This window comes from Actinoplanes sp. NBRC 103695 (assembly GCF_030269485.1).
Taxonomy (GTDB): Bacteria; Actinomycetota; Actinomycetes; order Mycobacteriales; family Micromonosporaceae; genus Actinoplanes.
The window spans coordinates 269,529-294,743 of sequence record NZ_BSTL01000015.1; the positions used below are offsets into that span (position 1 = coordinate 269,529).

The 25,215-nt window shown below is 70.3% G+C and carries 25 protein-coding genes; 8 read left to right on the forward strand and 17 right to left on the reverse strand.

Annotated elements, in window-relative coordinates:
* Window positions 1-141 precede the first annotated feature (141 nt).
* Together QSK31_RS27570 and QSK31_RS27575 are read left to right on the forward strand one after the other, a co-directional pair.
* The gene (locus QSK31_RS27570) at window positions 142-1,788 is read left to right on the forward strand and encodes a DEAD/DEAH box helicase (RefSeq protein ID WP_285687292.1); all 1,647 of its coding nucleotides are present in this window, start codon (window positions 142-144) and stop codon (window positions 1,786-1,788) included.
* Between the two features lie 63 nt (window positions 1,789-1,851).
* Window positions 1,852-2,484 (forward strand): putative glycolipid-binding domain-containing protein, encoded by a 633-nt coding sequence (locus tag QSK31_RS27575; RefSeq protein WP_285687293.1) that lies wholly within the window; start codon window positions 1,852-1,854, stop codon window positions 2,482-2,484.
* Here QSK31_RS27575 and QSK31_RS27580 read toward each other — a convergent pair.
* Genes QSK31_RS27580 through QSK31_RS27590 form a run of 3 tightly spaced genes read right to left on the reverse strand, consistent with a single transcriptional unit; the run spans window position 2,468 to window position 5,389 of the window.
* Window positions 2,468-3,790 carry a hypothetical protein gene (locus QSK31_RS27580; protein ID WP_285687294.1) on the reverse strand — a complete coding sequence of 441 codons (1,323 nt, stop codon included), beginning with the start codon at window positions 3,788-3,790 and terminating at the stop codon, window positions 2,468-2,470. The two genes, QSK31_RS27575 and QSK31_RS27580, sit on opposite strands and share 17 nt — an antisense overlap.
* Window positions 3,791-3,838: 48 nt before the next feature.
* A complete protein-coding gene (cds1, locus tag QSK31_RS27585; RefSeq protein ID WP_285687295.1) occupies window positions 3,839-4,936 on the reverse strand; it encodes an L-cysteine desulfhydrase Cds1 in 1,098 nt (365 codons plus the stop codon).
* Window positions 4,937-4,939: 3 nt separating this feature from the next.
* Window positions 4,940-5,389, reverse strand: a complete 450-nt coding sequence (locus QSK31_RS27590; protein WP_285687296.1) for an Lrp/AsnC family transcriptional regulator — start codon at window positions 5,387-5,389, stop codon at window positions 4,940-4,942.
* A 233-nt stretch (window positions 5,390-5,622) separates the two neighbouring features.
* Between QSK31_RS27590 and QSK31_RS27595 the strand changes: the two genes are divergently transcribed.
* Window positions 5,623-5,898: a BldC family transcriptional regulator gene (locus QSK31_RS27595; RefSeq protein WP_285687297.1), complete on the forward strand. Its 276-nt coding sequence runs from the start codon at window positions 5,623-5,625 to the stop codon at window positions 5,896-5,898.
* Here QSK31_RS27595 and QSK31_RS27600 read toward each other — a convergent pair.
* From QSK31_RS27600 to QSK31_RS27610, 3 genes are read right to left on the reverse strand one after another with little or no spacing between them, the layout of a single operon-like run.
* Window positions 5,871-6,515, reverse strand: a complete 645-nt coding sequence (locus QSK31_RS27600) for a UbiX family flavin prenyltransferase (protein WP_285687298.1) — start codon at window positions 6,513-6,515, stop codon at window positions 5,871-5,873. The genes QSK31_RS27595 and QSK31_RS27600 overlap by 28 nt on opposite strands.
* Window positions 6,512-7,390 (reverse strand): menaquinone biosynthesis prenyltransferase MqnP, encoded by an 879-nt coding sequence (gene mqnP, locus QSK31_RS27605; RefSeq protein ID WP_285687299.1) that lies wholly within the window; start codon window positions 7,388-7,390, stop codon window positions 6,512-6,514. Before mqnP ends, QSK31_RS27600 begins: the two co-directional genes overlap by 4 nt.
* Window positions 7,387-8,847: a menaquinone biosynthesis decarboxylase gene (locus QSK31_RS27610; RefSeq protein ID WP_285687300.1), complete on the reverse strand. Its 1,461-nt coding sequence runs from the start codon at window positions 8,845-8,847 to the stop codon at window positions 7,387-7,389. Before QSK31_RS27610 ends, mqnP begins: the two co-directional genes overlap by 4 nt.
* A 99-nt stretch (window positions 8,848-8,946) precedes the next feature.
* Between QSK31_RS27610 and QSK31_RS27615 the strand changes: the two genes are divergently transcribed.
* Window positions 8,947-9,819: a hypothetical protein gene (locus QSK31_RS27615; protein ID WP_285687301.1), complete on the forward strand. Its 873-nt coding sequence runs from the start codon at window positions 8,947-8,949 to the stop codon at window positions 9,817-9,819.
* On the opposite strand, the gene QSK31_RS27620 is transcribed toward QSK31_RS27615, so the two are convergent.
* The 11 genes from QSK31_RS27620 to hemL all read right to left on the reverse strand — a co-directional run bounded on the left by QSK31_RS27620 (window position 9,756) and on the right by hemL (window position 23,401).
* Window positions 9,756-10,784 carry a LacI family DNA-binding transcriptional regulator gene (locus QSK31_RS27620; RefSeq protein ID WP_285687302.1) on the reverse strand — a complete coding sequence of 343 codons (1,029 nt, stop codon included), beginning with the start codon at window positions 10,782-10,784 and terminating at the stop codon, window positions 9,756-9,758. The genes QSK31_RS27615 and QSK31_RS27620 overlap by 64 nt on opposite strands.
* The gene (locus QSK31_RS27625; RefSeq protein ID WP_285687303.1) at window positions 10,781-12,283 is read right to left on the reverse strand and encodes a glycoside hydrolase family 13 protein; all 1,503 of its coding nucleotides are present in this window, start codon (window positions 12,281-12,283) and stop codon (window positions 10,781-10,783) included. The genes QSK31_RS27620 and QSK31_RS27625 overlap by 4 nt, the downstream gene beginning before the upstream one ends.
* A gap of 3 nt (window positions 12,284-12,286) precedes the next feature.
* Complete coding sequence (locus tag QSK31_RS27630) at window positions 12,287-14,797, reverse strand: CBM35 domain-containing protein (RefSeq protein ID WP_285687304.1); 2,511 nt, start codon at window positions 14,795-14,797, stop codon at window positions 12,287-12,289.
* The gene (locus tag QSK31_RS27635; RefSeq protein ID WP_285687305.1) at window positions 14,794-16,137 is read right to left on the reverse strand and encodes an ABC transporter substrate-binding protein; all 1,344 of its coding nucleotides are present in this window, start codon (window positions 16,135-16,137) and stop codon (window positions 14,794-14,796) included. Before QSK31_RS27635 ends, QSK31_RS27630 begins: the two co-directional genes overlap by 4 nt.
* Before the next feature lie 110 nt (window positions 16,138-16,247).
* The gene (locus tag QSK31_RS27640; RefSeq protein WP_285687306.1) at window positions 16,248-17,228 is read right to left on the reverse strand and encodes a LacI family DNA-binding transcriptional regulator; all 981 of its coding nucleotides are present in this window, start codon (window positions 17,226-17,228) and stop codon (window positions 16,248-16,250) included.
* Window positions 17,229-17,280: 52 nt separating this feature from the next.
* Window positions 17,281-18,228 carry a c-type cytochrome biogenesis protein CcsB gene (gene ccsB, locus QSK31_RS27645; protein WP_285687307.1) on the reverse strand — a complete coding sequence of 316 codons (948 nt, stop codon included), beginning with the start codon at window positions 18,226-18,228 and terminating at the stop codon, window positions 17,281-17,283.
* Window positions 18,228-19,952, reverse strand: a complete 1,725-nt coding sequence (resB, locus tag QSK31_RS27650; RefSeq protein ID WP_285687308.1) for a cytochrome c biogenesis protein ResB — start codon at window positions 19,950-19,952, stop codon at window positions 18,228-18,230. Before resB ends, ccsB begins: the two co-directional genes overlap by 1 nt.
* Window positions 19,949-20,752 carry a cytochrome c biogenesis CcdA family protein gene (locus QSK31_RS27655; RefSeq protein WP_285687310.1) on the reverse strand — a complete coding sequence of 268 codons (804 nt, stop codon included), beginning with the start codon at window positions 20,750-20,752 and terminating at the stop codon, window positions 19,949-19,951. The genes resB and QSK31_RS27655 overlap by 4 nt, the downstream gene beginning before the upstream one ends.
* Window positions 20,752-21,306, reverse strand: coding sequence for a TlpA family protein disulfide reductase (locus tag QSK31_RS27660; RefSeq protein ID WP_285687311.1), 555 nt, complete (start codon window positions 21,304-21,306; stop codon window positions 20,752-20,754). The genes QSK31_RS27655 and QSK31_RS27660 overlap by 1 nt, the downstream gene beginning before the upstream one ends.
* A 92-nt stretch (window positions 21,307-21,398) precedes the next feature.
* Window positions 21,399-22,052, reverse strand: a complete 654-nt coding sequence (locus QSK31_RS27665) for a histidine phosphatase family protein (protein ID WP_285687312.1) — start codon at window positions 22,050-22,052, stop codon at window positions 21,399-21,401.
* Window positions 22,049-23,401, reverse strand: a complete 1,353-nt coding sequence (gene hemL, locus QSK31_RS27670) for a glutamate-1-semialdehyde 2,1-aminomutase (RefSeq protein WP_285687314.1) — start codon at window positions 23,399-23,401, stop codon at window positions 22,049-22,051. Before hemL ends, QSK31_RS27665 begins: the two co-directional genes overlap by 4 nt.
* Window positions 23,402-23,525: 124 nt before the next feature.
* Here hemL and QSK31_RS27675 point away from each other — a divergent pair, with 124 nt between their 5' ends.
* Genes QSK31_RS27675 through QSK31_RS27690 form a run of 4 tightly spaced genes read left to right on the forward strand, consistent with a single transcriptional unit; the run spans window position 23,526 to window position 25,095 of the window.
* The gene (locus QSK31_RS27675; RefSeq protein WP_285687315.1) at window positions 23,526-23,852 is read left to right on the forward strand and encodes an STAS domain-containing protein; all 327 of its coding nucleotides are present in this window, start codon (window positions 23,526-23,528) and stop codon (window positions 23,850-23,852) included.
* A 46-nt stretch (window positions 23,853-23,898) separates the two neighbouring features.
* Window positions 23,899-24,279: a MerR family transcriptional regulator gene (locus tag QSK31_RS27680; RefSeq protein WP_285687316.1), complete on the forward strand. Its 381-nt coding sequence runs from the start codon at window positions 23,899-23,901 to the stop codon at window positions 24,277-24,279.
* Window positions 24,261-24,608, forward strand: a complete 348-nt coding sequence (locus QSK31_RS27685) for a thioredoxin family protein (RefSeq protein WP_285687317.1) — start codon at window positions 24,261-24,263, stop codon at window positions 24,606-24,608. Before QSK31_RS27680 ends, QSK31_RS27685 begins: the two co-directional genes overlap by 19 nt.
* 10 nt (window positions 24,609-24,618) lie before the next feature.
* Window positions 24,619-25,095, forward strand: coding sequence for an NUDIX hydrolase (locus QSK31_RS27690; protein WP_285687318.1), 477 nt, complete (start codon window positions 24,619-24,621; stop codon window positions 25,093-25,095).
* The last annotated feature ends 120 nt before the right edge of the window (window positions 25,096-25,215 follow it).

The window sequence follows — 25,215 nt, forward strand, 5'->3', positions numbered from 1 at the left end:
GCAGTAATTTGACGCGGCGTGCCCCCCGGTGCACGCCATGGGCGTTCTTGCAGGCATGACAGCGGTCGGTCGATTCCCCTCCCGGAGGGGCGATCTGCGGCGGGCCATTCGCGAGGTATGCGCCCCCGTAGAGAGGTTCTCTTGACCACTTTCGCTGATCCCAGCACGTTCCCGTCCGTCTTCGAAGCCCCCGTGGTGGACACGGACGCCAAGCCCGAGAACACCAGCACCACCAGCGACATCGTCATCACCGATGACACCAGCACCACCGATGAGACCAGCACCACCGTCGCGGCGGAGGAAAAGGTCGTGGCCGGCTTCGAGCAGTTCGGCCTTCCGCCCGAGCTGGTCCGTGTGCTGACCCGCGAGGGCATCACCACGCCGTTCGAGATTCAGACCGCGACCATTCCGGACGCTCTCGCCGGCCGTGACGTGCTCGGCCGCGGCCAGACCGGCTCCGGCAAGACGCTGGCCTTCGGCCTTCCGGTGCTGGCCCGGGTCGCCAAGGGCAACCGCGCGGTGCCGCACCACCCCAAGGCGCTGATCCTGGTGCCGACCCGTGAGCTGGCCATGCAGGTGGCCGACGCGCTGATGCCGCTGGGCCGTTCGGTCGGTGTCTTCCTGAAGACCGCGGTCGGCGGGGTTCCCTACGACCGTCAGATGGACGCCCTGCGCCGCGGCGTCGAGGTGATGGTCGCCACTCCGGGCCGGCTCGCCGACCTGATCGAGCGGGGCGCCTGCAAGCTCGACCACATCGAGGTGTCGGTGCTGGACGAGGCCGACCAGATGGCCGACATGGGCTTCCTGCCCGAGGTCACCGATCTGCTGGCCAAGACGCCGGCGAACACGCAGCGGCTGCTCTTCTCGGCCACGCTGGACGGCGACGTCGACACGCTGGTGCAGCGGTTCATGACCGACCCGGTGACGCACTCGACCGATCCGTCCGAGGCCAGCGTGTCCACGATGGATCACCACCTGCTACTGATCCCGCCGCACGACAAGTTCCCGATCGTCGCGTCGATCGCGAACCGGGCGGGCAAGACGATCGTCTTCGCCCGTACGCAGATGGGTGTTGATCGTCTGTCTGAGCAGCTCGCGGCGGTCGGTGTGCGCGCGGGTGCGCTGCACGGCGGCAAGACGCAGCGGGTGCGTACGCGGACGCTGGCCGAGTTCAAGGAAGGCCGCACCAACGTGCTGGTCGCCACCGACGTGGCCGCCCGCGGCATCCACGTCGACGGCATCTCGCTTGTCGTGCACGTGGACCCGCCGAAGGACCCGAAGGACTACCTGCACCGCGCGGGTCGCACCGCCCGGGCCGGCGAGTCCGGCGCCGTGGTCACCCTGGTGCTGCCCAAGCAGCGTCGCAGCACGCAGGCGATGATGAGCAAGGCGGGCGTGGCACCGGACGAGGTGCGCGTGCGGGTGGGCGACGAGAAGCTGGCCGAGATCACCGGCGCCCGGCAGCCGAGCGGCGTGCCTGTGGTGGAGGAGCCGGAGGCTCGGCGCGAGCGCATGGAGCGGCCGAAGCGCTTCGGCGACCGGCCGCAGCGTGGCGGCTACCGCGGCGGCGACCGGGGCGGCGACCGTTCCTACAGCCGGGGCGCGAGCACCGGTGGCACCAGCGGCGGTGGCGCTGCGGGTTCCGGTGGCGGCGAGCGCACCGGTGAGCGCACCTTCGGCGACCGGACGGCCCGCAACGGCGGCTTCCGGCGCAACGACCGGCGCGAGGGCGGGAACGGCGACCGCCGCTTCAGCAGCCCGCGTCCGGCGCGGAGCAGTAACTACTAAACATTGATGGATTGCGGCCGGGCCCGGTGCGGGCCCGGCCGCAACCCGTTAGCGTCAGTGACCATGCCGACACTGCCTGACGCACGGTTCTGGGAGCGCCGGGATGTGCCCGGCACCGAGCACGTGCTGCTCGACGCCCGGAACGGTCTGTACGCCCGGGGAACCCAGCAGGCCGTGGACCCGATCCCGTACACGGCCCGGTACGAGTTGCGGACCGACCCGGGCTGGGCGACGGCTGGTTTGGATGTGTCGGCCGAGGGCGCGGGCTGGGTCCGTACGCTCCGCATGGAACTGGCGGCGGGCCGCTGGCGAGTGACCACCGGCGAACAGGGAAACCTGGACGCGGTCCTGACCGCGGCCGGGCATGCGAGCGCCGGTCTGCCCGGCACCGAGGATCCCGACCTGCTCTACGGCGCCTTCGACGTGGACCTGACCGGGTCGCCGCTGACGAACACGCTGCCGATCCGCCGGCTGGGGCTGCTGCGGGCGGCGCCCGGGGTCGCGCATCGGATCAGCGTGGCGTGGGTGCTCCTGCCGAGCCTCGAGGTCGTGCAGGCGGACCAGATCTACACGCCGCAGGGCGACGGGGTGATCCGGTTCGCGTCGGACACGTTCAGCGCCGACCTGATCGTCGACGACGAGGGCTTCATCACCGACTATCCGACCCTCGCGCGATGGGTCACGCGGTCTTCCTGATCCAGGTCAGGCAGCCTTTGTCGACGGCGGCGAAGGGCTTGCCGTACGCGTCGCGGGACGCCGTGTCGTAGTTGTAGTCCTTGCGCAGCGTCAGCCGGACGAACTCGAAGAGCTTGCGTTCGCCGTACTGCTGGGCCATGCAGTCGACGGCGAAGTGGGCGAGCCCGTAGAACGCGTCGCCGGCCTTGTCGCTGGCGTTGTCGCCGAGGGCTTTCGCCGCGATCGTCTTCGGCGTCTTGGCCTTGCGGAACGCGTTGCGCACACCTTGGCGCCGCCAGCTGTCCTTGGCGTGTTTGGGCGCCCAGCCGATGTACTCCGCGATGCCCTCGCTGAGCCACTGGTCCTCGCCGAAGTCGCGGGTGGACACCCCTCCGACGGTCACCACGTGGCCCAGCTCGTGCTGGACGGTGGTGGTCAGCAGTCGCTTGTCGTCGTCCAGCTCGCTCATCCGCAGGACCACGTCGGTGCCGGCGGTGTTGAGCGGGACGGCGTACGCCACCGTCCACTTGTCGTCGATGCCGCCGTACCAGGATTTCCAGGACTTGTCGTCGGCGAGGTACACGCGGTAGCGCTGCTGCGGGTTGTCGATATAGGCGGCGTACCGGTCGTTGACGGTGGCTGCCTTCTCGGCGACGGCGAGCACCCGCTGCAGGTTCTTGGCCTGCTTACGGGTCGCGACCACGGTCACCCGGCGGCCGTTGGCGAAGATCAGGTCCCCGCCCTCCCACGGCATCGGCTGCAGGTAGTTCGGTTTCTCGGCGGCGCCCAGCGCGGAGATCACGTAGGTGCCGCGGACCGGCCGGAGCGTCAGGGCCTGCTCGATGCGCGGCGGGCCGCTGTCGGGGTCGGAGTCGTACTCGGGACAGGCCGGCATGCTCAGGCAGAACGCGGCGGACGCGCCCATCGCCACGGCGCCGCCCCGGCCGCCCGGGCGCTGGTAGGTGTGGTACTCGAAGTGGCTGACGCCCAGGCCGCGCAGCGAGCGGAACATCGTGCGGTAGCGCGCGACCAGCTTGGTGTTGCCCGGGTCGACGGCGGCCAGCCAGCCCTTCTCATCGCCCTTCAGCAGCGCTGCCGCCTGCTGCGCGAGGGCGGACTCGGCCTGCTCGAAGGGCGTGGCGGGCTTCTTCACCTCGGCCTCGGCGGCCTTGACCGCGGGGACCGGGCCGGTGGACGGCTCGGAGCGCAACGGCCCGAAGGCGACGATGCCGGTCGAGACGGCCACCGCCAGTGCCAGCACGCCACCGGCGAGAACCGCGGTCCGGCGGGACGAGCGAGGCGACAGCGAAGGTGAAGCTTCTTCCACCTGGTGAATCTAAACAGGTTCGGCCCGGGCGCGATGCCCTTCCCCCGGTCAGATTTCGGCCGTCCAGGTGCCCTCGGCCAGGAAACGGTCGATGACCTGGCGGTGGGGTGCCAGGTCGAGGCCCTGGCCGGCGACCCAGGCGTCGGAGTAGTAGGTGTCCGCGTACCGTTCGCCGCCGTCGCAGATCAGGGTGACCACCGAGCCCTGGCGGCCGGTCGCCCGCATCGACGCGATCAGGCCGAACGCGCCCCACAGGTTGGTGCCGGTCGAGCCGCCGATGCGCCGCCCCAGGATCTCCGATCCGGCTCGCATCGCGGCCAGCGACGCCGCGTCGGGCACCTGCACCATCCGGTCGACGACGGCCGGCTGGAAGGACGGCTCGACGCGGGGCCGGCCGATCCCCTCGATGCGCGAGCCGCGGCCGGAGCAATGATCAAAATCGCCGCTGACGTACGCCGGCCAGAACGCCGAACCCTCCGGATCCACCACGCACAGCTTCGTCGGGAAGCGGCGATAGCGCGCGTAGCGGCCGATCGTCGCGCTGGTCCCGCCGGTGCCCGCGCCGACCACGATCCAGGCCGGCACCGGATGCCGTTCCAGGGACAGCTGGGCGTAGATCGACTCGGCGATGTTGTTGTTGCCCCGCCAGTCGGTGGCCCGCTCGGCGTGGGTGAACTGGTCCATGAAGTGGCCGCCCAGCTCGGCGGCGAGGTCGGCGGCGGTGGCCGACGCCCTGGTCGGGTCGTCGACCAGGTGGCACGTGCCGCCCTGGAACTCGATCAACGCGATCTTCTCCGGCTGGGTGGAGGCCGGCATCACCGCGATGAAGGGCAGCCCCAGCATCCGGGCGAAGTACGCCTCGCTGACCGCGGTCGAGCCGCTGGAGGCTTCCACCACCGTGGTGTCCGGGCCGATCCAGCCGTTGCACAACGCGTACAGGAAGAGGGATCTCGCCAGACGGTGCTTGAGCGAGCCGGTGGGGTGTGAGGACTCGTCTTTGAGGTAGAGGTCGACGCCCCACCCGACGGGCAGCGGGAACGGTAGAAGGTGGGTGTCGGCGGAGCGGTTGGCGTCCGCCTCGACCAGGGCGATGGCGTTCCGGGCCCAGGCCCGCGCGGCGTCGTCACAGCGGTCGAGTTGATCCATTCCTCATCCTAGGCCTGGTTGCGGCCGGTTCTCCCACTTCGTGCTGAGCGCGATCGCGGTCTGTGTGGAGGCCACCCCGGGCGTGCGGTTGAGCCGCACGATGAGCAGTTCGAGCTCGGCGATCGTGCCGACCCGGACGGTCAGCTGGTAGGACTCCACGCCCGCCATGAAGTAGCAGGACTCGACCTCGGGCATGCCCCGCACCGCGGCCAGCACGTCGTCGGTGTCGGCGCCGGAGTCCTCGATGATGCCGATGAGCGCGGTGACGCCCAGACCGATCTGTTCGTGGTCCACCTCGGCGCGGTAGCCGCGGATGGTGCCGGCCGCCTCCAGCTTGCCGACCCGCTCGTGCACGGCCGGCGCGGACAGCCCGACTTTGCGGGCCAGCTCGGCGTACGACGACCGGGCGTTCTCGCGCAGCAGGTCGATGAGCCGGCGGTCGATGTCGTCCATGGTTTCAGACCCTAAACTGCGCGTGCGTGCCCTTAACTTGCGGAGGGGCAGCCTCACGCCGCGTAGCAGGGTTAGGGTGCCAGGATAATGATCACTGTCGCAATCGGCTCTTTTTCCGCATTTCACGACCTTGCTGTTAGGGCGATGCTCTAATGGCTTTACGTCCCGATCGAGCTTGCCGAACACTCACCGTGACCACGGCCGCTCCAACAGACCGACGCGAGGAGGAGGCTGTGGACACGGGAGATCGTCTGCTGACGCCGGGCGAGGTGGCCGCGCTGTTCCGCGTCGACCCGAAAACAGTGACCCGATGGGCCGCTGCCGGCCGCATCGGCAGCATCCGCACGCCCGGCGGGCATCGCCGCTTCCGCGAGTCCGAGGTCCGCGCGCTGCTCGAGGGCGACGGCGTGATCGACGAGATGCGGGAGGACGACGCTGCCAACCGGCCGCGCAACACCGGTCCGTCAAACCCGGGCTCGAGTTACGGGCCACCCAACGGGCTGCGCTGAGCATTCAGCTCACCCGTCCAACGGGCGAAAAGGGTGTGCGTGACGCCCAGCGCGTCGAGCACTTTGCCCGCCACGAAATCGACCAGCTGTTGAGCCGTCGCCGCCGCACCAGCGCCGTAGAAGCCGGGGCTGGCCGGTAGCACGATCGCGCCTGCATCATGCAGCGCGAGGAGATGTTCCAGATGGGACCGGGTGACCGGCGTCTCGCGCGGCACCACGACCGTGCGCCGGTGCTCCTTGAGGTTCACCTCGGCGGCCCTCTGGAGCAGGTCCTTGGACAGGCCGATGGCGATGCCCGCACAGGCCGCGGTGCTCGCCGGGACGACCACCATGCCGCGCGCCGGGTAGGAACCACTGCTCGGGCCGGCGGCCAGGTCGCCGGCCGGCCAGTAGGTGAGATCGCCGCTGTTCTCGCCCAGCCAGGTCGCCACGTCGTCCTTCCAGTGGGCGTCCCGCACGGTCGCGCCGGTCTCGTCCAGCAGCGTCAGCCGGGCCGCCTTGGAGATCACCAGGTCGACCGGGTGTCCGGCGTTCAGAAGCCCGAGCAGGACCGCTTTCGCGTACGGCGTGCCGGACGCCCCCGACACCCCGACGATCCAGGGCGCCCGTTCCGTCACAGCAGCACCAGGTCCAGCAGGGCGAACACGAACAGTGCGATCCCGACGAACCCGTTCGCTGTAAAGAACGCTCTGTTCACTTTGCTCAGATCACGAGGCGTGACGACCACGTGCTGGTAGACGAACGCGGCGGCGGTGAGCGCCAAACCGGCCCACCACAGCCAGCTGAGTCCGACCAAGGCGCCGAACCAGACGAAGAGCGCGAAGGTCACCACATGCGTGACGGTCGAGATGTGCAGGGCGGTGCGGACCCCGAACCGGGCCGGCGTCGAATGCACGCCGATCTGCCGGTCGATCTCCACGTCCTGGCAGGCGTAGATGATGTCGAACCCGCCGATCCACAGCCCCACCGCGACACCGAGCACCCAGGCCGGGCCGGAGCCGGCGAACGTACCCGTGATCGCGATCCAGGCCCCCACCGGCGCGACAGCCTGGGCCAGCGCGAGCACGTAGTGCGGGAAGTTCGTGAACCGCTTCGCGTACGGGTAGATCACCAGCGGGGCCACCGCCAGCGGCGCGAGGACCAGGCAGAGCCAGTTCAGCAGGCCGGCCGCCAGGAACAGGAAAACCAGGGAGACCAGCGCGCCGGTCCAGGCCGTCCGCACGCTCACGGCGCCGGTGACGAGCTCCCGATTCTGCGTACGCGGATTGAGCGCGTCGATCCGCCGGTCGAGGATCCGGTTGGCCGCCATCGCGAAGGTGCGCCCGGAGATCATCGCGACGGTGACCCACAGAAGGTCGAACCAGTTGATGGTGGGCCACATCGCGGTCAGGGCGGCCAGGTAGGCGAACGGCAGCGCGAAGATCGAGTGCTCGACCTTGACCAGGCGCAGGAACGAGACGACCCTGCCCGGTTGCTCGGCCACGTCGGTCATATGCCGTACTCCTTCCAGCGCTTGTCGACCAGGCTGACCACCTCGGACGACATGGTCATCTCCTCCGGCCAGCCACGCGTGTAGCCCTCGGCCGGGAGCTTACGGGTCGCGTCGAGACCCGCCTTGCCGCCCCAGAACTGCTGGTAGGAGGCGTGATCCAGGTGATCGACCGGCCCCTGGGTGACGAGCAGGTCCCGGTCGTAGTCGACGTTCCCGAACGCCCGGAACGCCACCTCCCGGTAGTCGTGCACGTCGCAGTCCTCGTCCACCACCACGATCAGCTTGGACAGCGACATCAGGTGCGCGCCCCAGACGGCGTTCATGATCTTCTGGGCGTGCTTGGGGTAGCGCTTCCGGATGGAGACGATCACACAGTTGTGGAAGACGCCCGCCGCCGGCATGTCGTAGTCGACGATGTCCGGGATCAGCATCTTGAGCAGCGGCAGGAAGATCCGCTCGGTGGCCTTGCCCAGCCCGTGATCCTCCTGCGGCGGCTTGGAGGTGACGATCGAGTGGTAGATCGGCTTCTTCCGCATCGTCATCGTCTCGACGTGCAGCACCGGGAACGGCTCGACCGGCGTGTAGAAGCCGGTGTGGTCCCCGAACGGCCCCTCGTCCTGCCGCTCCCCCGGCTCCAGATATCCCTCCAGCACGACCTGAGCCTGAGCCGGCACCTGCAGCGGAACGCTCACGCAGTCGACCATCTCGACCCGCTCACCGCGCAGGAAGCCCGCGAACAGGTACTCGTCGATGTCCCCCGGCAGCGGCGCCGACGCGGCATAGCTGACCACCGGGTCACACCCGATCGCGATGGCGACGGGCAGCCGCTCACCCCGTCGTTCCGCGACGGCGTGGTGCGCGGTCGAATCCTTGTGGATCTGCCAGTGCATGCCCAGCGTGTTCTTGGAGTGCTGCTGGAGGCGGTAGAGCCCGAGGTTCCGCTTGCCGGTCTCCGGGTGCTTGGTGTGCGTCAGCCCGAAATTGTGGAAGACACCGCCGTCGCCCGGCCACACCTGCAACCCCGGCAACTTGTCCAGGTCAACGTCATCACCCTTGAGCACGACCTCCTGGCAGGGCGCCGACTTCACCTTCTTCGGCGGCAGCGAGGTCAGCTGCATGACCTTGCCGAGCCCCTCGCGCATCCCCGCGAACCCGACCGGCAGCTCCGGCTTGATCATCGCCCCGATCCGGTCCCCCACCTCGTCGAGCGAGTCGACGCCGAGGGCCATGGCCATCCGCTTCTCGGTCCCGAAAAGGTTCACCACGATCGGCATCTCACCCCGGGTCGGCCGCTCGAAGAGAAGAGCGGGCCCGCCGGCACGCACGGTCCGGGTCACCACCTCGGAGATCTCCAGCGTCGGGTCCACCGGCACGGTGATCCGCCGCAGCTCACCGGCCGCTTCCAGCGCAGAGACAAAAGACTGCAGGTCAGAATAGGGAAACCCACGGGCGGCCATGCCCCAAGTCTTGCACCGCCCGGCCCGCGCCGGAGCCAAGGGTGCCGACCGTCACCGCTGATCACCGTGGGGCGTTGAGCGTGCGTGAAGGTGCGCACCGTGGGACGGGTTCTGGGCCTGGCGGGGCTGCTCGCCGCGCTTGCCGTGGCCGCGCCCGCTCAAGCTCGGGAACTTCCTGTCTGCGGAAAAGGCAAGGCGTCCACCAAGGCGCCGACCAAACCCGCGGGAAGGCACAGCCCCGGCGCCTGCCGCGCGGTCGGGCGGGCTCTCGAGTCGGGTGTGCGGGTGCACCGGCTGCGGGCCCAGGCGACCGGCGGGGGCTACCACCACATGGGAGCGGGCACCGCCGGTGAGTGGGGTGGGGTGTCGGGGCGGATCTCGGTGGTCGACGGGGGGATCCGGCCGGGCACCTACGACTTCGTCGCGGGGCGGTTCATGGTCAAGCGGGACATGGGCGCCGGGAAGATCACCTGGCTGGAGGCCGGCTGGGCGGAGACCGGGTGGGCGGGTGCGGGACGGCAGCACGTCTACACCTACAACACCAACACGCGGAGCTGGGCCTTCTACGACCAGTACGCGCTGAAGCCCGGCGACCGGACCTGGATCGACCTGCACACCGACGGGCAGGGCGTCTGGCAGGCATGGCTGTGGTGGGACAACCGGTGGAACCTGCTCACCGCGCAGCGGCTGCCGGTGGGCGAGAGCGCCTACGTCGAGCAGTACGTCGAGGTGTATGTGGACCCGCGGCGGGCCAGCCGGATCGACGTGCCCGCGGTGACCGTGGACAACGTGCGGCTGCGGCCGGTCGGTGGCGGTGACCCGCAGTACTGGCGGGGGGACGTGAACACCCTGACCGGGGACGGGGCCACGCAGCGTGCCGGCGGGTTCTGCCTGAACTGGCAGAACCGTTACGACACCTGGACGGCGGGCGACTGCCCGGGGCTGGGCCTGCTGAACGGCGCGGCCGAGTAGCGGACCACCAGCTCCGGCTCGAAGAAAAGCTCCTCGGCGGGCGCGGCACGACCGTCGATCTGCTGCAGGAGCAGGGAGACGGCGGCGTGGCCCATGGCGTCGACCGGCTGCCGGACGGTGGTGAGCGGCGGGTCGGTGAAGGCCATCATGGGCGAGTCGTCGTACCCGACGATCGAGATGTCGCGGGGCACGGACAGGCCCATCCGGTGGGCCGCGCGGATGGCGCCGATCGCGGTCACGTCGCTGGCGCAGATCAGCGCGGTCGCGCCCTGTCCGATCAGGTGGCCGGCGGCGACCTGGGCCTCGGCCACCGCGAAGGGCGCCCGGCCGACCAGGGCGGCGCCGTCGAAGGCCAGGTAGGCGGCCAGTTTCCGGGCCGACGGCACGTGGTCGGCGGGCCCGAGCAGCAGCCCGATCCGCTGATGGCCGAGCGCGGCGAGATGCTGGTACGCCATCTCCACGCCGTGCCCGTCGTCGGTGCACACCTGCGGGAAGCCGAGCCCGTCCACCGCCGCGTTGATCAGCACCGTGGGCAGCGCCCGCTCGCGCAGCGCCGCGTAGTGCCCGTGGTCGGCCTCCATCTCCTGGTAGTGGCCGCCCGCGAAGATCACCCCGGAGACCTGCTGGTCAAGCAGCATCCGGACGTAGTCGGCCTCGGGCACGCCGTCCACCGTGCGGGTGCACAGCACCACGCTGAAGGCGCGCTTGGCGAGCGCACCGGCCATCGCCTCGGCCAGCGCGGGGAACACCGGGTTGGTCATCTCCGGCAGCACCAATCCGACGAGGCGGGTCCGCTCGCCGCGCAACTTGTTGGGGCGCTCGTAGCCGAGGACGTCCAGCGCGGTCAGCACGGCGTCCCGGGTGGCCTGCGAGATGCCGGGCTTGTCGTTGAGCACCCGGGACACCGTCGCCTGCGAGACACCCACGTGCTGGGCGATGTCGGCGAGGCGGCGGCTGCTGCTCATGCGCCCGAGTCTAGGAGCCAGACTCCGGTGTCCGGTGGCAGGAAGGCCCCGATCGGCTCGGATGTCAGCAGCGGGGTCGACGACGGCAACGGGACATCCCGTGGCGAGATGTTGATCATGCACACGACCGTTCCACGGCGGAAAGCCAGCACCTCGTCACCAAGGTCGAGCCAGGTCATCGGCCCGTCCAGGCAGCGCCGCAGCCGCAGGGCCGACCGGTAGAGGGAGAGCATCGACGCCGGGTCGGCCTCCTGCGCGGCCACGGACAGCGCGGCCCACGATGACGGTTGCGGCAGCCAGGACGGTTCAAGATCGGAAGACCACGGCAGGGGTACGCGGCAGCCGTCCCGCCCGGGATCCGCTCCCGCCGACCGCGTGTGCATCGGATCCTGGCGTACGGAAGAAGGAAGGTCCTCCACCTCCGGCAGCCCGAGCTCCTCGCCCTGATAGACGTAGACCGACCCGGGCAGCGCCGCGGTAAGCAGGATCGCCGCCCGCGCCCGCCGCGTCCCCAGCGCCAGATCGACCGGCATGCCGTGGCGGGCGCCGCGTGACGCGAAGTCGAAGGCCGTGTCCGCCCGCCCGAACCGCGTGACATGCCGCGTGACATCGTGATTGGACAGCACCCACGTGCTGGGCGCGCCGACCACCTCGTGCGCCGCGAGCGTGTCGTCGATGCAGCGGCGCAGCGCCTTCGCGTCCCACGGGCAGCCGAGGAAGTCGAAGTTGAACGCGGTGTGCATCTCGTCCGGGCGCAGGTAGGCCGCGAACCGCGCGGGGTCGGGCAGCCACACCTCGCCGATCAGCACGCGCGGCGGGTCGTAGGAGTCCGCGACCCGCCGCCACGCGCGGTAGATGTCATGCACCTCGTCGCGGTCCGGCGCGGCGTCGACGAGCGCCGGATCCTTCACGCACATGGTGGCCGAGTCGATCCGTACGCCGTCGACGCCGCGGTCGAACCAAAATCGCAGGATGTCCTCGAAGTCGGCGCGCACCGCCGGATGCGTCCAGTTGAGGTCCGGCTGCTCGCGAGCGAAAAGGTGCAGGTACCACTCGCCGTCCTCGACCTGGGTCCAGGCCGGCCCGCCGAAGACCGACTGCCAGTCGTTCGGCGGGAGGCCCGGCGCCCGCCCGGGACGGAACCAGAAGCGGTCCCGGATGCCCCGCACGAACCACGGATGCTGGTCGGAGCAGTGGTTCGGGATGACGTCGATGATGACGCGCAGCCCGAGGTCGTGCGCCTCCTCGATCAGCCGGACGGCCTCGGCGAGGGTGCCGAACAGCGGGTCGATGCCGCGGTGGTCGGCCACGTCGTAGCCGAAGTCGGCCATCGGCGACGGATACCACGGGCTGAACCAGATGGCGTCCACGCCCAGGTCCCGGATGTGGCCCAGCCGCTGCCGCACACCGGCCAGGTCACCGATCCCGTCACCGTTCCCGTCCGCGTACGACCGCGGGTAGACCTGGTAGATCGCCGCCGTTCGCCACCACTCAGACACGAGTCACCACCCGCTGTTGCCGGGACCGCGGGTGATCTGGAACCCGCTGTTGTCGGCCAGCGCCGGGCCGCCGGTGCCGCTGACGGTCACGTAGCTGAACGTGCCGTTGCCGGGCGCGTTGAACTCCATGCCGATCGTCCCGGCGCCGCGGAACGCGACCCGCTCGACGGTGAGGCCGTTGATCGGCACCTGCCAGCTGAGCAGCAGCCCCTGGTACGAGCTGTCCACCACCTCGAGGTCACGCAGAACCACCGGCGCGTTGATCGCGTTGCCCGGCGCGTAGAGCCAGACCGCCCCGATCGCGCTGCCCCAGTCCAGGCTGTACGAGCCGGCGCGGGTGAGCGTGTTCCGTTGCACGACCGTGATCCCGGCGAACGGGATGGCGTCATGCCAGGTGGACACCGTGCTGCCGGAGCCCTGGAACACGATGTTGGTGATCAGGTTGTCCTCGATGCGGTTCGAGGTGCCGCCGTAGATCGCGGCGCCGTTCGCCAGCAGCGGCAGGGTCAGCGTGTTGAAGGCGAACACCGAGTCGCGCACGGTCCCGGCGTTCGCCCAGGACCACATCGCCAGGCCGTCGTCGCCGGTGTTGCGGGTGGTGCTCTGCTCGACGCGTACGTTGGAGGTGTTGCCGTTGATGTTGGCCCCGTCCGCCATGGTGTTGCGGATCCGCAGGCCGACCGCGTGCAACCCGGACGCGCCCTTCACCCACAGGCCGACCTTGGCGTGATTGGTGGCCACGTTGCGGATCAGCGAGCCGGTGCCGAAATCGCCCTCGATCGCCGCGTCCGAGTTGGCGCAGCAGTCCGGGTCGCGGGTGGTCACGTCCCCGTCGAAGGTGAAGTCGCCGAGCTGGGTGTTGCCGCCGGTGACGTAGATGCCGCCGCGGCGGTTCTGTCCGAGCAGGACGGTGTGCCAGATCCCGGCGCCGCGGACGTCGATGCCGGCCACGGTGACGAGCGAGCCGATCACGAACCGGCCGGCCGGGATCCACAGGCCCCTCGCCGCGCTCGACCGCGCCGCGCCGGCCGCGGACCGGAAGGCGGCCGCGTCGTCGCCGCTGTCGCCGGGCACCGCGCCGTACGACGTGACGTCGACGTATCCGGCCGGCGCGGACTGCGGCGCCTCGGCCACCTCGGCGTCGACCAGGTCCACCGTCACGTACGCCGTCGCGGTCGTCTCCTTGACCAGCCGCAGCACGGTCCCGGCCGGGTAGGTCCGCGGCAGCAGCGTGCGGACGTCGTCGAAGTACCGGTGTGGCCGCTCACCGCCGGGCGCCCCGTCGAACGGGTACGGCCCGTACATCCAGCTCCAGCGCGAGGTCAGCGCCAGGTCGGCCACCTTGGCGCCGCCCGCGTAGACGGCCAGCGGCCCGGTGCTGTCGTCCGGGATGCCCGCCCGCACGGTGATCGCGTCGGCCGGCTTGGTGAGCGTGACCTCGACGTACTGCCCGGCGCCGGTGAGCTTGACGGCCCGCCGCCCGGACGCCTCGGCCTGCTCGGTGGTGTAGACCCGGCCGGCCGCGAGCACGGATCCGTTGGTGCGCCCGGCTTCCGCCTCGTACGTCGTCCAGGGCACGGTCGCCCCGCGCGTCGCCAGCGGGCCGCTCCCGGCGACCGCGATGTTGTCCAGTTGCACGCCGCCGGAGTCGCCGCTGTCGACCTGGTAGCCGACGAGGTTCACCCCGGCGCGCAGCGGCAGGTCGCGCACGGCCGTCTGCCAGCCGGAGCCGGTGGGCAGGCTGAGCTGCCCCTGCTTGAGGCCGTTGGCGTAGACCGACAGCGTGCGGGCCGAGCCCGAGGTGTTGCGATAGCGCAGGGTGGTCGCGGCCGTCCCGGCCGTCTCTTTTCCGACGGTACGGAGGACACGCGCGCCCGCCCCGAGCCCGGTGACGAACCCGGAACCGGTGTACCCGGCCACATCCGTGGCGACGGTCGCCCCGGCCACGAAGCCGTCCTCCAGCTCCAGGCCGCCGCTGGGCGCGGGCTGATCGGGCGTGGTGACCGCGATGTCGTCCAGGTTGAAGTTTCCGTTGTCGGAGCTGCCGTACTTCACGGCGACCGTGTTCGAGCCCGCGTTCAGGCTCAGGCCGGCGCTGATCGTGCTCCAGGTATCCCAGTTGGCCAGCGCAGGCAGGCTGATCTGCTGCGTGGCGCCGTTGACGATCAACGAGGCCGTCCGTGGCGAGCCGGTGCCGTTCGCATACCGCAATTCGGCACTGCCTGATCCGGCCACCGCGGAGGTGACCGTGAAGGTGGCGGCCGCATTGCCCCGGTTGCCGTCGACGAAGCCTCCGACGTAGCCCGCACCCGTGTAGCCCGGGTGTTCGCTCTCGACCCGCGCACCGCCGCTGAGCTGGGCAGACTCGGCTTGATAGCTCTGCTTACCCAGAGGAAGCGGCGCTGCGTAGCTCTGCTTACTCATAGGAAGCGGCGCTGCGTAGCTCTGCTTACCCAGAGGAAGCGGCGCGACGGACATCGCGGCGGTCAGGGTCGCCGACAGCAAGGCGTTCATCCCGCCGCTCCCAGGATCTCGTTGACCTGCTTCTCGGCATCGGCCAGCAGCCGGTCGACGTCGGCGTTCCGGTCGGTCAGCACCTTCTGCATCGGCACGTCGAGGACCGCGTAGAGCTGCTGGGCCAGCGGCGGCTCCAGCTTGAGCGGGATCTGCTCGACCGCGGCCGCGAACGGCGCGAAGTTCTCGGCCGGCACGTTCCCGAACTGCTGCCGGGCGGCGGCCAGCTGCTTGTCCGGCTCGGACCCGGCCACCCAGAGGTTGGGCTGCGGGAGGCCGACCGGCTCCTTGTTCGTCTTGGCGCGCTGCGTGGTCTCGGTGATCCGCGCCGGGTCGAGGTTCTTGAAGTTGAGCCAGGCGAGCCCGGCCTTGATCTTCGCGGGGCTGAGCCCCGCCTTGAACAGGTAGCCGTCGCCGCCGCCCAGGGTCGCCCGGCCGTCGGGCATCGGGCCCAGCCCGTACGTGGCGAATGTGCCCTTGAACTGGTTGACGATGTTCACGATGTCGCTTCCGGTGCCCAGGTACATCCCGAGTTTGCCGCCACCCATCAGGCGCAGCAGGTCGGAGTACTCCAGGAGCTGCCGCTCGCCCATCGACCTGTCGGTCCAGCGCAGGTCCTTGAGCTGCTGGAGCACCTGGCGGCCCACGGGGCTGTTGAAGGCGGCCTTCCAGGTCTCGCCTTCCCGCACGGCCACGTCACCGCCGAGCGAGTATGCCTCCGCGGTGAAGTGCCAGCCGCCGGTGTTGGACTTGCTGTAGTCGCCGTAGCCGGCCACGCCGCCGCCCAGGGCGGTCAGCCTGGTGGCCGCCGCGCGGACCTCGGCCCAGGTCCGGGGCGGGTTGACCGGATCGAGGCCGGCCCGCTTGAACAGCTCGCGGTTGTAGACCAGGCCCATCGTGTAGTTCTGCGACGGCAGGCCGTAGACCTTGCCGGTCTCGTCGGAGAAGATCCGCATCAGCTCGGGACGGATGTCCGTCACCGCCGGGACGTCGCCGAGGTACTTGCTGATGTCGGCGACCTGCCGCTTGCGGATCAGCGCCTGCGGGTCGGTGAAGTAGACGTAGAAGACGTCCTCGAGCTGGCCGCCGGCCAGTTTCGCGGAGAACGTCTGCGGGTCCATCATGCCCTCGCGGGCGTCGACGGTGATGTGCGGGAACTTCGCCTGGAACGCCTGGACGTCCTTCTGGAAGTTCGCCCGGTTGACCGGGTCGGTGTCCGGCGGCAGGCCGTTGACCACGATCGTCACCGGGCCGTTGCCGGCCTGCCCTTCGTCTGGTTCGGAACACGCGCCGGCCACGAGCAGGGTGGCGGTCGCGCTGAGGAACAAGCGTCGTCGCATGAGGGGAGTCCCTCCATCGGAGCGTTCGGTGGAAGCGCTGCGCAGGCCGATGTTAAGACCGTCGATGTGACGAAGTCCATAGTTTTATGCAATTTTTCGGTGCATCACTGTCATTTGATTTGCACAGGACTGCAACTTCCGCGTACGACGAGCTCCGCGTCGAACGTGATCTCATCCGTGACCAGCAGCCGTCCGTCCAACTGGGCGAGCAGCGAGGACACTGCCGCCGCGGCCATCTCACGGACCGGCTGACGCATCGTGGTCAGCGGCGGATCGGTCACACCCATGAACGCCGAGTCGTCGAACCCGATCACCGAGACATCCGCGGGCACCCGGAGTCCCTTGCGCCGGACCGCGCGCACCGCACCCAGCGCGAGCGCGTCGCTGGCACAGACGATGCCGGTGACCTCGCGGTCCAGCAGCCGGCCCGCCGCCGCCCGGCCGCCCTCGACGCTGAAGACGGTGTGCTCGACGAGTTCGGCGTCGCCGCCCTGGAAGCCGGTCAGCTTGCGCATCGACGGCTGATGCCCCCACGGGCCCAGGATCAGACCGATCCGCTCGTGACCCAGACCGGTCAGGTGCCGCACCGCGTCCCGCACCGCCGCCGCGTCGTCGATGCTGACCTGAGGCACGCCCAGGTTCTCGTCGGCGGCGTTGATCAGCACCATCGGCAGCTTGCGCTCGGTGAGCTGCCGGACCTGCTCCGGGCCGGCGTCGGCGAAGCTGCCGCCCACGAAGACGATGCCGCCGACCTGGCTGCGCAGCAGCATCTGCACGTAGTGCGCCTCGGACACCCCGTCGGAGGTGCGGGTGCACAGCACCGGGATCAGGCCACGCTGGACCAGCGACACCGCGATCACGTCGGCGAACGCCGGGAAGACCGGGTTGGACAGGTCGGGCAGGACCAGGCCGACCAGCCGGGCCCGCTCGCCGCGCACCGGCCGCGGCCGTGGGAACCCGAAGACGTCCAGCGCGGTCAGCACGGTGTCACGGGTGGCCTGCGCGACGCCCGGCTTGTCGTGCAGCACCCGGCTGACGGTCGCCTCCGACACCCCCGCGTACGCGGCCACCGCCGCGAGCCTGCTCGTCACCAGCTACACGCTACGCGTCATGCAAATCCTTGCAAGAGTCGTGCAAACGAGGTCAGCCAGCGTTGGCGTACGAGTGCAGGCCCTCGAAGAACAGGTTCACGCCGAACAGGTTCATCAGCATCGTGGCGAAGCCGATCAGCGCGATCCACGTGGCCGTCGTGCGCTTGACGCTCGGGGTGGCGCGGGCATGCAGGTACCCGGCGTAGACGATCCAGGAGATGAACGCCCAGACCTCCTTCGGATCCCAGCCCCAGTAACGGCCCCAGGACGCCTCGGCCCACAGCGGACCGGCGATCAGGGCGCCGAACGTGAACAGCGGGAACGCGAACGCGTGCAGCCGGAACGTCAGCCGCTCCAGCGTCTCGGCGGCCGGCACGTGCTTGCCCAGCGGGTACGGGAAGCGGGTCTTGCCCTGGTCGTACCCGGCCTTGATCAGGAAGAGGGTGGCCGGGACCGCGCCGAAGAGCAGAATGCCCGAGGCCAGGATGATCGTCGAGACGTGGATGACGTACCAGTACGAGTTCAGCGCAGGGACCAGCGGGCCGACCGGGGTGTACGCGATCAGCCCGTTCGCCCCGAGCAGCACGACCATGCTGAGCGCCACGAACAGGCCGAGGTGCCGGATGGCGGGTTTGCGGCTGAGCACGCCGAGCCACACCGCGGAGCCGACGAACGACACCGACAGGGTGAACTCGTACATGTTGCCCCAGGGCATCCGGTCGGCCGCGACCGAGCGCGTGACCAGGGTGCCCAGGTGAAGCAGGAGCGCCAGCACGTTGAGGCCGACGCCGATCTTGCCGACCAGGTCGCCGCGATGCCGGGGAGCCTCGACAACGACCGGCTCGATCGTCGGCGGTCCGCCGGCGCCCACCAGCTCGCGCGTCGCCGCCCGGCCGATGTGGCTGCGGTTGCCGAACGCGTACTCGGCGGCGTAGCACACCATCGCGGCCAGGTAGGCCAGCACGGTGATCGCCATCAACTGGTTGGACAACTCCGCCATCACGCGGTCCCCTCGTCACCCCTGGCCGCGGCCACCACATCACGGAACTCTTCGTCGAAGCCCGGATAGTCGGTGCGCGGCAGGCCACCGGCCTCCATCACGGTACGCCCGCCCCGGGCGCCGTCTCCCGCGAGGGGCGAAACGCCGTCAGCCTCAGCGGGCGAGATGCCGTCAGCCTCCGCGGGCGACATGCCATCAGCCTCGGCGGGCGAAACGCCATCAGCCTTGGCGGGCGAGAGGCGGAAGAAGATCCGCCGGCGGCGGCCGAACAGCGACGCCATCAGCCCCAGCAGCCCGAGCACCGCGCCGACGAGCACCAGGGACTGGGTCGGGTCGTGCCGCACGGCCAGCGTGACGAACGGCTGCGTGCCGAGGAACTCCAGCTTGGTCCCGTCGTCCAGGGTCCACGCCTGGCCCGGCCTCAGCTCGTGCGGCCGGCCGCTGTCGGTGCCGCTGACCTGCTTGAGCTTGCCGCTGGCGATCTGGCCGCGATTCAGCGAGTAGACCGAGCCGGGGATGCCCGCGTCCACCCCGAGATTCCCCCGGTACGCGGTCAGGAACAGCACCGGGTTGCGTTCGGCCGGGAACACCGACGCGGGCCGGCCGTCCGTGGACGCGGTCGGCAGGTAGATGCCCTCGAAGCCGACCTGCAGGTCCTCGCCCCGCTTGTTCGTCTTCGGGTCGATGTTGACGTCCGGGAACATCACGGCGCCCTCGCTGGTCAGCATGCCGGCCTTGTCGGGCAGGAACGGCACCGCCTTGGTCTGCTGCTTGCCGAACCGGTCGGTGTAGCGCAGCATCGGCGCGTACCCGTGGCCGATCAGGCTGACCGCGGCGCTGGAGAGCCGCAGCGGGTTGTTGACCCAGAAGGTCCGGCTGCTCTCCTTGCCGTCCTCGTCGACCAGCACCTGGGCGCGGAACGACTTCGGCTGCCCGGTCTCCTGGAACGTCGCCCGGAAATCGGTCAGCTCCAGACAGAATGGCGGCAGGTCGCCCGGCCCGACGCGCGCGCCCAGCGACGAGTCGTCGTACTGCGTCACCGCGTTGCAGAAACCGCGGTCGGCGCCTTTCACCAGGATGCGGTTGCCGTGCCAGCCGTACCACGCGCCGAAGCCCACGCCGACCAGCACGGCCAGCAGCGCGCAGTGGAACAGCAGGTTGCCGGTCTCCTTGAGGTAGCCCTTCTCCGCGCCGACCGTCCACCCGCCGTTGTCGTCCTGGCGCACCCGGGCACGCCAGCGCCGCTTGCGCAGGGTCGCGGCGACGCTCGCCGCGACGGCCGCGGGCTCCCCGGTGGTTTCCGTCGCTGCCGCGTGCTGCGGCAGGCGGTCCAAGCGCTTCGGAGCGTCCGGGGGTACGGAGCGCAGCGCGCGCACGTGTTCGACCAGCCGCGGCGCCACGCATCCGACCAGCGAGGTGAACAGCAGCAGGTAGACGGCGGCGAACCAGACCGACGCGTACACGTCGAACATGCCCAGCCTGTCCAGCGTGGGCGCGAGGTCGGGGTGCGCGGCGAAGTAGCCGGCGACCCGTTCGGCGTTCACCGAGCGCTGCGGCAGGACCGAGCCCGGGATCGCCGCGATCGCGAGCAGGAACAGCAGCACCAGCGCGGTCCGCATGCTGGTCAGCTGGCGCCAGGAGTTGCGCAGGAACGCCCACACCGGGTTGGCCGGCCGCCGGGGTGGCGGTGCGGCGGCGGCGGTCCGTTCCTGCACGACGGTCACAGCAGCGTTCCGGCGTCGAAGTTGAAGGTGGTGAGCAACCAGATCAGGAAGCCGTTCCAGCCGCCGGTGACCAGCGCCAGCCCGACCAGGATGAGCAGGCCGCCGCCGATCCGGGTGACCCAGCGGCTGTTCCGGCGCACCGCCCGGAAGACCCCGATGAGCTTGCGGAAGAAGAGCCCGAACAGCACGAACGGCACGCCCAGCCCGAGGCTGTAGGCCAGCGCGAGCACCAGGGCCCGGTCGGTCTGCCCGGTCGTGGTGGCCAGGCCCATCACCGCGCCCAGGGTCGGTCCGGTGCAGGGCATCCAGGAGAGGCCGAAGATGGCGCCGAAGATCGGGGCGCCGGCCAGGCCCGCGTTGGGCAGCTTGTGGATCCGGAACTCGCGCTGCATGCCCGGGATCACCCCGAGGAACGCCAGCCCGAGCACGATGATCAGCACGCCGAGGACGACCTCGAGCTCGCGCTTGTGCTGCAGCGCGGTGCCGATGTTCGCGGCCAGGGTGGCGAGCAGGGCGAAGACCACGGAGAAGCCGAGGACGAAGAGGCTGGTCCCGGCCAGCACCCTTCCCCTCGTACGCACCGGGGTGGCAACCGCGACCGACCCCTCACCCTGCGCCGACTCGCGGTCTTTGGTCTCCTCCAGGTCGGAACCGGCCAGACCGGTCACATAGGACAGATAACCCGGCATCAGCGGCAGGACGCACGGCGACAGGAAGGAGACCAGCCCGGCGATCGCGGCCACGGCGATCGCCAGCAGCAGCGGGCCGCTGTCGGCGATGCCGGCGAAGGTCTCACCCATCAGGGCGTCCTCTCGGCGGCGACCCGCTCGACCAGCGGCTGAAGCTCGGACAGCACGGTGGCCCGGCGCAGCGCCACGGCTATCCGGCCCTGCCGGTCCAGGATCAGCGTCTGCGGGGTGCTCACCTGGTTGACGTCGAACTTCAGCGCGACCTTGCCGTCCGGGTCGAAGACGCTCGGATAGGTGACCCGGCCGCGCTCGAACTCCTTGGCCGCGTCCCGGTCGTCGCGCGAGTTGACCCCGATGAACGTGACGCCCTTGGCCTTGGTCGCCTGGAACGCGTTCTCCAGGTCGTCCGCCTCGGCCCGGCAGGGGTTGCACCACGAACCCCAGAAGTTGACCACCACGACCTTGCCGCGGTCGGCCGCCACGTCGTAGGTGCCGCCGTCCAGCAGCTCGCCCGTCACGTCACTGACCTGCGGACGCTTGTCCGGGGCGCACTCGATCACGCCCTTGGTGGTGACGCAGTCCGCCTCCCAGCTGTCGCTGCCGCACCCCGCCAGCGCGCCCCCTGCCAGAGCAGTGGTGGCGAACAGCGCGACGAGCCGGCGCATGGTCAAACTGAGCTTGCCTTTCGCATGCCCTTCTGGCCCTCGCCTGCGAGGCCGTTCGCAGGCGGCGGGTCGCTGCCGCTCGGTGCAGGCGGTCATGCGCCTTTGGCCGTCCGGGCGCCCGGGGACATCGCGACCAGATGCGCGGCAGGCTCGGAGTAATCGATGCCGACGACCCGGGCGCCCTCGAACCGGAACGAGGTCAGGCTGGCCAGGCCGCACTGGCGGCGACGCGGGTCGTGCCACAGGCGCTTGCGTTCCACGTAGCGTCGCAGCGTCCAGATCGGCAGCTGATGCGAGACCACGACCGCCTCATGCCCCTCGGCCGCCAGCCGCGCCGCCTGCACCGCCTCGAACATCCGCTGGGCGATCGCCAGGTACGCCTCGCCCCAGGACGGGGTGATCGGGTCGCGCAGCACCCACCAGTTGCGCGGATCGCGGAACGAGCCGTCGCCCGGCCCCACACCCTTGCCCTCGAAGTAGTTGGCGCTCTCGATCAGCCGCACATCGGTCGTGATGTCCAGCTTGTACTGAGCGGCGAACGGCTCCGCGGTCTCCTGCGCGCGCTCCAGCGGACTCGCCACCAGATGCGTCACGTCCCGGTCCTTGAGCACGTCGGCGGCCGCCTTGGCCATCTGCACGCCGAGCTCCGAGAGGTGGAAGCCGGGCAGCCGCCCGTACAGAACCTTGGTGGGGTTGTACACCTCACCGTGGCGCAGCACATGGACGACGGTGGTGCTCTCGCTCATCGGCTCTCCCCCATGGCGGCCGCCGCGGCCCGGGCGGCATGCGGCAGAGCCTCGGCGATCGTCTCCAGCGCGGGCTCGTCCAGCGCCACCGACACGAACCACGACTCGAACGCGCTCGGCGGCAGGTAGACGCCACGCGACAACATCGCGTGGAAGAACGCCTTGAACGCCCCCGCGTCCTGCGCTTTCGCCGACTCGTAATCGCGCACGTCGGCATCGGTGAAGAAGACCGAGAACATGTTTCCCGCGTACGACAGCCGGTGCGGCACGCCCGCGGTGGTGAGCGCATCGGACGCCATCGCGCCGACCGTCTCCGACAGCTCGTCCAGGCGCTGGTAGACGGCGTCGTCGGCGAGCCGCAGCGAGGCCAGGCCGGCGGCGCACGCCAGCGGGTTACCGGAGAGCGTGCCGGCCTGGTAGACCGGGCCCTCCGGAGCCAGCCGGGACATGATCTCGGACCGGCCGCCGAACGCCGCCGCGGGCAGGCCGCCGCCCATCACCTTCCCGTACGTGTACAGGTCGGCGCCGGCCGGATCGAGGCCCTCCCAGCCGGCCCGGGAGACGCGGAAGCCGGTCATCACCTCGTCGATGATCAGCAGGGCGCCGTGCGCGTGAGCAATCTCGGCGAGCCGCTGGTTGAAACCGTCGCGCGGGGCGACCACGCCCATGTTGCCGGCGGCCGCCTCGGTGATCACCGCGGCGATCTCGCCGCCCTGTGCCTGGAAGGTTTTTTCCAGCGCGGCGACGTCGTTGTAGGGCAGGACGATGGTGTCGCTCGCCGACGCACCGGTCACTCCGGGCGAATCGGGCAGGCCCAGGGTGGCGACGCCGGACCCGGCCGCGACCAGGAGCGCGTCCACGTGGCCGTGGTAGCAACCGGCGAACTTCACGACCTTCGAGCGCCCGGTGAAGCCCCGCGCCAGCCGGATGGCCGTCATCGTGGCCTCGGTGCCCGAGTTGACCAGGCGCACCTCGTCGATCGGCGTGCGGGCGACGATCTCCGCCGCCAGCTCGACCTCGCCCGCTGTCGGCGTACCGAAGCTGGTGCCCTTGGCGGCAGCGGCCTGGACCGCCGCGACCACCTCGGGATGTGCGTGGCCGTGGATCAGCGGTCCCCACGAGCAGACCAGGTCGACGTAGCGCCGGCCATCGGCGTCGGTCAGCCACGCGCCGGCGCCCTCGGCCATGAATCGGGGCGTGCCGCCGACCGCCCGGAACGCACGCACGGGTGAATTGACCCCGCCCGGCACGATGGCGCGGGCGCGGTCGAACAGGGCCTGGGAAGCCGGTGCGTCCTCCGGGTAGGGGAACGACTCGGCGCGGTATGAGGTGGTCACAGCGTCATCCATTCTGGCAGCGGGGTCCGGCAGAAGTGGCAAGAGGGTTGTTCATGTCACCTTCGGTGACCCCGAGCCAACCTGCCGAGCGGCTCTCAACAGGAAGGAAGCCGCCGCCCGCGATAGGGTGAAACCTGTGGAGCGACCGGAGCTGTCCATCACGGTTAACCGTGCCCCCGACGAGGTGACGTTCATCCTCGCCGGGGAGATCGACGTGCTCACGGTGGCCAATTTGAGCGCCTTGGTCAATGAGGAGCTGGCCGATCCACCGGCCCGGATGGTGCTTGACATGGCCGGCGTCACCTTCTGCGACAGCCAGGGCCTCGGCACCCTCGTGGTGCTCAGCCGCAAGGCGCAGCATGCACGCTCCGTGCTGTCGCTGGCCAACGTCGGCGACTTCCTGATGCGCGTCCTCGACATCACCGGCCTGCGCTCGGCCCTCATGATCAGCAGCACAGCCTGACGTCGCCCTTGCCCTGACGCCGGTGTCAGGGCATACCGTTCGGCGCATGCTGATCGGTGAGCTGGCCACCCGCGCCGGGACGAGCACGCGGACGCTGCGCTACTACGAGCAGCACGGTCTGCTGCGGGCTTCCCGGGACGCGCGCGGCTACCGCTGCTACGACGACGCCGAGCTGCGGGTGGTTCGCGAGATCCGCACCCTGCTCGGGTCGGGCTTCGCCCTGGACGACATCCGTCCCTTCGTGGCCTGCCTGCGCGCCGGCAACGAGGCCGGGCACGTCTGCCCCGACGCGGTCGCGGTGCTGCGACGCAAGCTCACAGAGGTCGACGGGGCCCTCGATCAGCTCCAGTCCGTCCGCGACCGGCTGCACGAGCAGCTGGCCGAAGCGATCGAGGAGCGCACCATCCGATGCCAGATGACCTGCTGAAAGTAATCACCGACGCCACCTTCACCGACGAGGTCCTGCTCAGCACCACGCCGGTCCTGGTCGATTTCTGGGCCGACTGGTGCCCGCACTGCCCCGCGATGTCCCGGACCCTGTCCACCTTGGCGCCGTCCTTCGAGGGCCGGATCACCTTCACGAAGATCAATTCCGATCAGAACCCGTCGACGACCCGCGACTACCGCGTGATGTCGCTGCCCACCGTCCTCCTCTTCCAGGGCGGCCGCCCCACCACCACGATCGTCGGCGCCCGCCCCGCGTCCCACATCCGCGCCGCCCTCACCAAAGCCCTCGAGCCGTACGTCAACAGCTAGGCTCGGTCTGGTGTATGCCCGCCGGTCCGCTCGTGTGCTGCTGGTCGACGGGCAGGACCGGTTGCTGCTGCTGGGCAACCGGTTCGGACACGGCGACGTCTGGCTGACACCGGGCGGCGGCCTGCGGCGCTGGGAGCGTCTGTCCTCGGCGGCCGCGCGCGAGCTGGCCGAGGAGGTCGGCCTGACCGTGGACCGGCGCGAGCTGGGCGGCCCAGTCGCGTTCACCACCGGGTACGCCGACCTGAGCTTCGCCAAGGGCACCTTCCGCGACGACTTCTTCTTCCACCGCGTCGACCACCACGAGATCGACACCAGCCGCATGGAGGACCTGGAGCGCGGCTTCCACACCGGCCACCGCTGGTGGACCCTCCCCGACCTGCGCTCCACAACCGAGACGGTCTACCCGTTCGGCCTCCCGCCGCTGCTGACCGACCTCCTGTCCGGCCACATCCCACCGCAGCCGGTCCAACTCCCCTGGCACCACTAGAACTCTTCGCGTTGGAAGTCTGGTGAGAGCGCGCATTGCCGGGTCTTCCCGGTGCGTGCGCTTGCTGCCGGCGCTTCCGCCGAGCGTGGGGTCGGCCGAGCATAGGGTCGGCCGGGTTGC